The 8,262-nt window shown below is 68.6% G+C and carries 7 protein-coding genes; 6 read left to right on the forward strand and 1 reads right to left on the reverse strand.

The window, feature by feature from the left end; all coding sequences use genetic code 11:
- Positions 1 to 16: 16 nt before the first annotated feature.
- Positions 17 to 916, reverse strand: coding sequence for an alpha/beta fold hydrolase (locus AC3FOF_RS19760; RefSeq protein WP_488727543.1), 900 nt, complete (start codon positions 914 to 916; stop codon positions 17 to 19).
- 234 nt (positions 917 to 1,150) lie between these two features.
- Between AC3FOF_RS19760 and AC3FOF_RS19765 the strand changes: the two genes are divergently transcribed.
- The 6 genes from AC3FOF_RS19765 to AC3FOF_RS19790 all read left to right on the forward strand — a co-directional run bounded on the left by AC3FOF_RS19765 (position 1,151) and on the right by AC3FOF_RS19790 (position 8,209).
- Positions 1,151 to 1,672: a Fur family transcriptional regulator gene (locus tag AC3FOF_RS19765; RefSeq protein WP_488727544.1), complete on the forward strand. Its 522-nt coding sequence runs from the start codon at positions 1,151 to 1,153 to the stop codon at positions 1,670 to 1,672.
- 106 nt (positions 1,673 to 1,778) lie between these two features.
- Positions 1,779 to 2,867 carry a CobW family GTP-binding protein gene (locus tag AC3FOF_RS19770; protein WP_276266400.1) on the forward strand — a complete coding sequence of 363 codons (1,089 nt, stop codon included), beginning with the start codon at positions 1,779 to 1,781 and terminating at the stop codon, positions 2,865 to 2,867.
- A 312-nt stretch (positions 2,868 to 3,179) separates the two neighbouring features.
- Complete coding sequence (dksA, locus tag AC3FOF_RS19775; RefSeq protein ID WP_276266401.1) at positions 3,180 to 3,866, forward strand: RNA polymerase-binding protein DksA; 687 nt, start codon at positions 3,180 to 3,182, stop codon at positions 3,864 to 3,866.
- A 266-nt stretch (positions 3,867 to 4,132) separates the two neighbouring features.
- On the forward strand, positions 4,133 to 5,428 hold the full coding sequence (gene zigA / locus AC3FOF_RS19780) for a zinc metallochaperone GTPase ZigA (protein ID WP_488727545.1): 1,296 nt from the start codon (positions 4,133 to 4,135) through the stop codon (positions 5,426 to 5,428).
- Positions 5,403 to 5,948, forward strand: coding sequence for a hypothetical protein (locus tag AC3FOF_RS19785; RefSeq protein ID WP_488727546.1), 546 nt, complete (start codon positions 5,403 to 5,405; stop codon positions 5,946 to 5,948). Before zigA ends, AC3FOF_RS19785 begins: the two co-directional genes overlap by 26 nt.
- A gap of 137 nt (positions 5,949 to 6,085) precedes the next feature.
- Positions 6,086 to 8,209 carry a TonB-dependent receptor gene (locus tag AC3FOF_RS19790; RefSeq protein ID WP_488727547.1) on the forward strand — a complete coding sequence of 708 codons (2,124 nt, stop codon included), beginning with the start codon at positions 6,086 to 6,088 and terminating at the stop codon, positions 8,207 to 8,209.
- Positions 8,210 to 8,262: the final 53 nt, after the last annotated feature.

Genomic DNA, 8,262 nt, shown 5'->3' on the forward strand with positions numbered 1-8,262 from the left:
CCAGCCCAAAAAAGGATCAGCAGAAGAAAGCTAGCATTTCCGCCTGCAGCACCTCGGGCGCCTCCTCGGCAATGTAATGTCCGCAAGGGACCGCCCGGCCGCTGACATCGCCGGCCACCTCCTGCCACAGCGGCAGCGGCTCGAAGCAGCGCGCCACCACGCCATGCTCGCCCCACAGCACGCGCAGCGGACAGCCGAGCAGACGGCCGGCCTCGCGGTCCGCGCGGTCGTGGTCGAGATCGATGGTGGCGGCCGCGCGGTAGTCCTCGCACATGGCGTGCACATGGGCCGGATCCCGCATGGCGGCGGCATAGGCGGCCATGGCGTCAGGCACGAAGGGGCCCAGGCCGGCGTGGCGCAGGCCCATCAGCCTGTTGAGGTAGAACTCGGGCTCGGCATTGATCAGCGTCTCCGGGAACGGCGCCGGCTGGATCAGGAAGAACCAGTGCCAATAGGCGGCGGCAAACGCCATGCTGGTGCGCTCGTACATGGCCAGCGTGGGCGCGATATCCAGCAGCATGGCGCGCGCGACCCGGCCGGGGTGGTCCATGCACAGACGATGCGCCACGCGCGCGCCGCGGTCGTGGGCGCACAGCGCGAAGCGGGTAAAGCCCAGGCGCGCCATCACCTCCACCTGGTCCTGCGCCATCGCGCGCTTGCTGTAGTTCTCGTGGCCGGCGCTGCCCGCCGGCGCGCTGCTGCTGCCATAGCCGCGCAGGTCGGTGGCGATGACGGTGAAACGGTCGGCCAGCGCCGGCGCCACCTTGTGCCAGATCAGGTGGCTCTGCGGATGGCCGTGCAGCAGCAGCAGGGGCGGGCCCGAACCGCCGCGCACGCCGGCGATGCCGACGTCGCCGATCTGCATGCGGAAGGGTTCGAAATTGGGGAACAGCAGGGCGCTGGCGTCGTTCTGCATGCTGGGTCTCCTCGTAGCGCACGAAAGCGCGGCGGAAAATAGGGCTGCGCCGCGGCGCCCATGCCTGCCCATGCGCCTGCCGTGCCGCCTGCTGGCGATGATAGACGCAAACCAGGCGGGCGGCGTGGCGCTGGCGCCTCGCGCCCCTTGCCGCGCCCTCGCCAATATCGCTTGCGGGTACGCAGTTGACGCAACTGAATTGCATCACCGCTGGCCCTATGGTTAAATCGGTGCATGAGCAGCAGCCCCTCCCCCACCCAGGCCATGCCTTTCCCCGCCATGACGCCCGCGCCGGCCACCCTGGACGCAGCCCACGAGCGCCTGCGCGAGCTGGGCGCCCGCGTGACCCAGCCGCGCCTTGCCATCCTGGCCTGCCTGATGGACAGCGATGAAGCGCTGACCCACCAGGCCGTGATCGACCGCCTGCCGGCGGCCGGCGAAGCGATCGACCGCGTGACCGTCTACCGCGTGCTGGACTGGCTGGTGGAGCAGGGCCTGTCGCAAAAGCGCGCCGGTCCCGACCGCGTATTCCGCTTCAGCCTGGTCGAACACGAGGCGGCGCGCGCGCAGGTGCACAGGCAGCACAGCCACTTCCACTGCAACCGTTGCGACCGCACCTTCTGCCTGGACGGCGTCAGCGTCCCGGCGCAAGCTGCGCCCAAGGTCCCGAGCGGCTTCGCGGTGGAGCATGTGGAACTCACCGTCAGCGGCGTTTGCGCCGAATGCGGCGCCCGAACACCCGGCCGGCACGGCTGAGCGGCGAGCCCGCCACCGTGCACCACGGCACAAGCCACCCAAACACCACAAACACCACTTACCCGCGCGCGACAGGCCAAGCGGCGCCCATTCCCGGAGAAAAACAATGTCCAAACTGATTCCGGTCACCATCCTGACCGGCTTCCTCGGCAGCGGCAAGACCACCCTGCTCAAGCGCATCCTGAGCGAGCAGCACGGCATGAAGATCGCCGTGATCGAGAACGAGTTCGGCGAAGAAAACATCGACAACGAGATCCTGGTGCAGGATGGCCGCGAGCAGATCGTGCAAATGAGCAACGGCTGCATCTGCTGCACCATCCGGGGCGACCTGGTGGCGGCGCTGTCGCAGCTGATGACCCGCCGCGACGCCGGCGAGATCGAATTCGACCGGGTGGTGATCGAAACCACCGGCGTGGCCAATCCCGGCCCGGTGGCGCAAACCTTCTTCATGGACGACGAGATCGCCCAGCGCTATCTGCTGGACGCGGTGATCACCCTGGTGGACGCCAAGCACGCCAACCTCCAACTGGACAAGCAGGAAGAAGCCCAGCGCCAGGTCGGCTTTGCCGACGCCATCTTCGTCACCAAGGCGGACCTGGTGGCAGAGGCCGACATTGCCGACCTGCGCCACCGCCTGCTACACATGAACCCGCGCGCGCCCGTGCGCACGGCGCATTTTGGCGAAGCGCCCATTGACACAATTTTTGACCTTCGCGGTTTCAACCTGAACGAGAAGCTGGAAATCGACCCGGATTTCCTGCGCGCCGAGGCAGAGGAACACGATCACGACCATGCGCACGGCCACGGCCATGACCACGGGCATGGCGAGCATTGCGCCGACGACTGCGGTCATGACCACCATGGCCATGGCCACAACCACCACCATCACCACCGCCACACGGACCGCATCGGCTCCTTTGTCTTCCGCAGCGAAAAACCCTTCAATTACGGCAAACTGGAGGAATTCCTGTCCGGGATCCTGTCGGTCTATGGGGAAAACCTGCTGCGCTACAAGGGCGTGCTCTATATGGACGCGGTGGACCGGAAGGTGGTTTTCCAGGGCGTGCACCAGCTGATGGGCAGCGATATCGGCGCCAAATGGGGCGACGAAACCCCCGGCACCAAGATGGTCTTCATCGGTGTGGACCTGCCCAAGGACGCGATCCTGAAGGGTCTCGCCACCTGCCTGGCCTGAGTCCGCCGGCCATCGCCTCCCGCCCCTGCCGCCCCCCTTTGCCGGCGGGGCGCGAGAACTCAGGGGAAACTCCCCGCTTTTCTCCCATATCTCCAAAATTTTTGTTCAAGTACAATAGGCTGGATTTAGTGCGGGAAACGTAGCCTATGGGTAGTCCATGGCCATGCTGCCCGCGCAATGCAGGGCGGCGGTCGTCGTCAGCATGAGGCGGGCTGCCGGCAGGTGCGGTCGCAGTGCTTCATGCGGAGACCGCCCTCCGCTTGGGGCACCCGTCACGCGCCGTCACCGATCGACGCGAGAGGGAGGTGTCCCGTGGTAGCCGCAACGAAAACGAAAGAAAGCCGCAGCAAGGCCAGTAGCGCTGCGGCCCAGACGCCGAAGGCGCAGTCCATGGAGGCTGCGCCTGCTCCCCGCGGCAGTACGGTGCATGCCGATGCGGGCGAGGCTAAGGGAGGCACGCAAAGCAGCAAGTCTGCAGCCAGCCAGAGCGAAACGTCCGCACCGCGCAAGCGGCCGGACACTGCACCCGAGCGGACCAAGACGCCGCCGGTCGCATCAACAAGAGAATCAGCAGCAACCATGAGCAGCAATAAACTTCTGACTGAAGCTGAAATCCTGAAGATGGGCGACAAGGATTACATGAACGAGGCGCAACTCGCCTTCTTCAAACATCGCCTTGAGCAGCTGCGCGACGATATCCTGAAGAACGCCGATCAGACCACCGAGCATCTGCGCGAAACGGTCATCGTGCCGGATCCGGCTGACCGCGCCACCATCGAGGAAGAACACGCCCTTGAGCTGCGCACGCGCGACCGCGAGCGCAAGCTGCTCAAGAAGGTGGAGCAGTCGCTGGCCCGCATCGAGTCGGGCGACTACGGCTGGTGCGAGGAAACCGGCGAGCCGATCGGCGTGCCGCGCCTGCTGGCGCGCCCCACCGCCACGCTCTCGCTCGAAGCCCAGCAACGCCGCGAACTGCGCCAGAAGCTGTTCGGCGATTGATCCGGGCCCGGCCCCGCGTTGCCAGACGGCCCGGTTTTCCGGGCCGTTTTGCTTGCGGGCCCGCTGGCGGCGCCTGCGGCCCGCGGGCTGGCGGCCTTGGCGCGTTTCGTCTTTGTGGTGTCACAGGCACGGCCTATCATTAGGCACGGTGGGGTTTCCGCGGTCCGCGCGCGCCCCGAATCGCCTGCTTTCCCGCCCGCTTTCTGATACAGTCGCAACTTTGTTGCAATAATGCGCACCGGTCTGCCCCGGCGCGCCTCGATGCCATGGCCGATCGCCTGCCCGTCACCGTGCTGTCCGGATTTCTCGGGGCCGGCAAGACTTCCCTGCTCAATCACGTACTGGCCAACCGCAAAGGCAAGCGGGTGGCGGTGATCGTCAACGACCTGGCCGACGTCAACATCGACGCCCGCCTGCTCGGCGACGGCATGCTGGCGCAGGCCGGCGAGCGCCTGATCGAGCTGACCAACGGCTGCATCTGCTGCACCCTGCGCGAAGACCTGCTGACCGAGATCGGCAAGCTGGCGCGCGAGGGCCGCTTCGACTACCTGCTGGTCGAATCGACCGGGGTGGCCGAGCCGCTGCCGATCGCCGAAACCTTCACCTTCGAGGATGAGCACGGGGTGGCGCTGGACGCCATCGCCCGCCTCGACACCATGGTGACGGTGGTCGACGCCGCCCACTTCCTGCAGGACTTCAACGAAGCCGACTATCTCCAGGAGCGCGGCCAGGCGCGCGACGAGGACGACGACCGCACCGTGGTCGACCTGCTGATCGAGCAGGTCGAATTCTGCGACGTGATCGTGCTCAACAAGCTGGACCTGGTGAGCGAGGCCGAGCGCGAGCGCCTGGCCGGCATCCTGCATTCGCTGAACCCGCGCGCGGCCATCGTGCCGGCCAGCTTCGGCAAGGTGCCGCTGGACAGCGTGCTCGACACCGGCCGCTTCGACTTCGACGCCGCCGCCGCGGCGCCGGGCTGGCTGGCCGAACTGCGCGGCGAGCACGTGCCGGAGAGCGAGGCCTATGGCATCGGCAGTTTCGTCTACCGCCGCCGCCGCCCCTTCCATCCGCAGCGTTTTGCCGACCTGATCCACACCGAGTGGCTGCGCGAGCATGGCAATGTGCTGCGCTCCAAGGGTTTCTTCTGGCTGGCCACGCGCATGCACGCGGCCGGCACCTGGGGCCAGGCCGGCGGCGTGTGCCGCCACGGCGGCGCCGGCGCCTGGTGGGCCGCGCTGGATTCCGCCGAATGGCCGGACGACGAAGCGGGCCGCGCCGAGCTCGAAGCCGACATGATGGTGGACGGCAAGCCCGCCCCCTTTGGCGACCGTCGCCAGGAACTGGTGCTGATCGGCCAGGACCTCGACCGCCCCGCGCTCGAAGCGCTGCTGGATGCCTGCCTGCTCACCGATGCGGAAATGGCGGCGGGCCCCGAGGCCTGGGCCCGTTACCCCGATCCCTTCCCGAGCTGGGACGACGCCTTCGACGACGAGGACGACGGACATGACCACGAGCATGGCGAGGACTGCGGCTGCCATGACCACGGCGGACATGGCCACTGAATTCCCGCAGCGCCTGCAAGCCGTGCAGCGTCTCCAGCAGCGCCGTGCCCGCGGCCTGGGCCTGTGGCCCGCGCTATGGCTGGTGTTGTGCCTGCTGCTGGCCCAGCATGCGGGCCTGACGCACCGCATTCATCACGGCGGCCTGTCCGGCCAGCCGCTGCAGGCGCTCCTTGGCGGCAGCACCGCCGAAGCGGCCGGCACCGCGCCGGCGGCCTGGTTCGCCGATGACCCGGCCGCCGGGGACGACACCGGCACCGCCGACAGCTCCGGAAGCTTGCCCGCCGGGACCCAGGTCCCCGCAGATCCGGCCCCCTCGCTCAGGCTGGCCGGCCATATCTGCCTGCTGTTCGACGGCGCCACCGTGGCCGCCAGCCACTGCGGCACGCCGGTCATGCCGGCGCTGTCGCATCATCAGTCACCGGTCCCCTCCAGCGTAGGCTGGCGCCGGCCGGACCTGCAGCATCCCCAGCCCTTCCGCTCGCGCGCGCCGCCGGCCGCCCTCGCCCCCACCGTCGCCTGAATCCGGGACGCGGCAGCCCGCTGCCGCCCTCCCGCCGCCTGACGCATTGCGTCGCGCGGGCGCATTCCGCCTGTCCGCAGCCTTTCGCGCGCCCGCCTGCGCTGCGTGCTCGACCCCATTCAAGAAGAACGCGAGCCATGTCTTTCCGTTTCCAGCAAGAAAATACCCTGCGGCGCAAGCCGCTCGCCGCCGTCGCCGCCCTGATCGCCTCCGCCTGCAGCGGCGCCTTCGCGCAGAACGCCCCCGCCCCCGGCGCCACCACCACCCTGCGCGAGGTCGTGGTCACCGCCAACCCGCTGGGCAGCGAACTCAACGACCTGGTTGCGCCGGTCTCCACCCTGGGCGGCGATACCCTCGCCGTGCGCCAGGGCAGCACGCTGGGCGACACCCTGGACAAGCTGCCGGGCGTGTCCTCCAGCTACTTCGGCCCCAATGCCAGCCGCCCGATCATCCGCGGCCTGGACGGCGACCGCATCAAGGTGCTGCAAAACGGCGGCAGCACCATCGACGCCTCCACCCTGTCCAACGACCACGCCGTGCCGGTGGACCCGCTGGTGGCCGAACGCATTGAAGTGGTACGCGGCCCCGCCGCGCTGATGTACGGCGGCAACGCCATCGGCGGCGTGGTCAACGTCATCGACAACCGCATCCCCAAGGAACCGATCCAGGGCATCGGCGGCGCGGTCGACGCCAGCGCCACCGCCGGCGGCGACAGCGCGCGCAACGCCAGCGGCCTGCTCGAAGCCGGCAATGGCCAGATCGCCATCCACGCCGACGCCTTCGCCCGCAAGACCAGCAACCTGCGCATCCCCGGCTATGCGCGCAGCGCCAGCCTGCGCAACAGCCAGCCGCTGGAGGAAGGCCAGAGCGAGGCCTACGGCCGCCTGCCCAACAGCAGCGCGCAGCAGTCGGGCGGCTCGCTGGGCGGCGCCTACACCTGGGCCGATGGCTTCGTCGGCGCCAACTACAGCGAATACCACAACGAATACGGCACCCCGGCCGAGGATTCCGTGCGCCTGCAGATGCGCCAGCAGCGCTTCGCGGTCGAAGGCGAGGCGCGCAACCTGGCCGGCAACACGGGCGGCTTCATCGAATCGGTCAAGAGCAAGTTCAGCTATACCGACTACGAGCACAAGGAGATCGACGCCGGCCAGACCGGCACCGTCTTCAAGAACAAAGGCTGGGATGCCCGCATCGAGGCAAAGCACGCGCGCATCGGCCGCATGACCGGCGTGATCGGCACCCAGTTCGGCTCGACGCGCTTCTCCGCGCTCGGCGAAGAAGCCTTCGTGCCAAGCACGGACACCGACAATGCCGCCCTGTTCATCTTCGAGGAAATGCCGCTGAGCGCCGGCGGCGACCTCAAGCTCAACCTGGGCGGGCGCATGGACCACACCCGCGTCAAGGCGCAGGCCAACGGCAACGAGCGCTTCGCCGATGCCAGCCGCAGCTTCAACGCCGGCAGCGCCTCGGCCGGCCTGCTCTACAAGCTGGCCCCGGCCTGGTCGCTGACCAGCAACCTGGCCTACACGGAGCGCGCGCCCACCTTCTACGAGCTCTACGCCAACGGTCCTCACGTGGCCACGGGCTCCTGGGAACAGGGCGACCCCAACGCCGCCAAGGAGCGCGCCACCTCGCTGGACCTGGGCATGCGCTTCAAGTCGGGCCCGCACAGCGCCAGCCTGTCGGGCTACTACAGCCGCTTCTCGAACTACCTGGCGCTCACCAACACCGGCACCGCGCGCGACGCCGAGGGCGACCTGGTGACCCCGGGCAGCGCCGGCGCGCTGCCGGTGATGCAGTACATGGGCGTGCCCGCCACGCTGTATGGCTTCGAGGCCGAAGGCCGCGCGCGCGTCTGGCAGAAACTGCTGACCGGCAGCGACACGGTGGACCTGGAAGCCCGCGCCGACTACGTGCATGGCGAGAACCGCAACACCGGCCAGCCGTTGCCGCGCCTGTCGCCGCTGCGCCTGGGCGGCGCCGTGGTGTACGGCGCCGGCCCCTGGGGCGCGCGCGCGGACGTGACCTACGCCGCCCGGCAATCGCGCGTGCCGGCCAACGACACGCCCACCGACGCCTACACCCTGCTCGGCGTCTCCATCACCTACAAGTTCAAGATGGCGGGCACCCAGACCCTGGTCTACCTGCGCGGCGACAACCTGACCAACCAGGACGCCCGCAGCGCCACCTCCATCCTGCGCGACATCGCGCCGCTGGCAGGACGCAGCGTGAAGCTTGGCGTGCGCACGACGTTCTAGGCGGGACCGCGGGGCGGCCCGGGGGCCGCCCCGCGTGGTAACAATCTTGTACC

The sequence above is a fragment of the Cupriavidus sp. 96C5-1 genome, assembly GCF_057798855.1.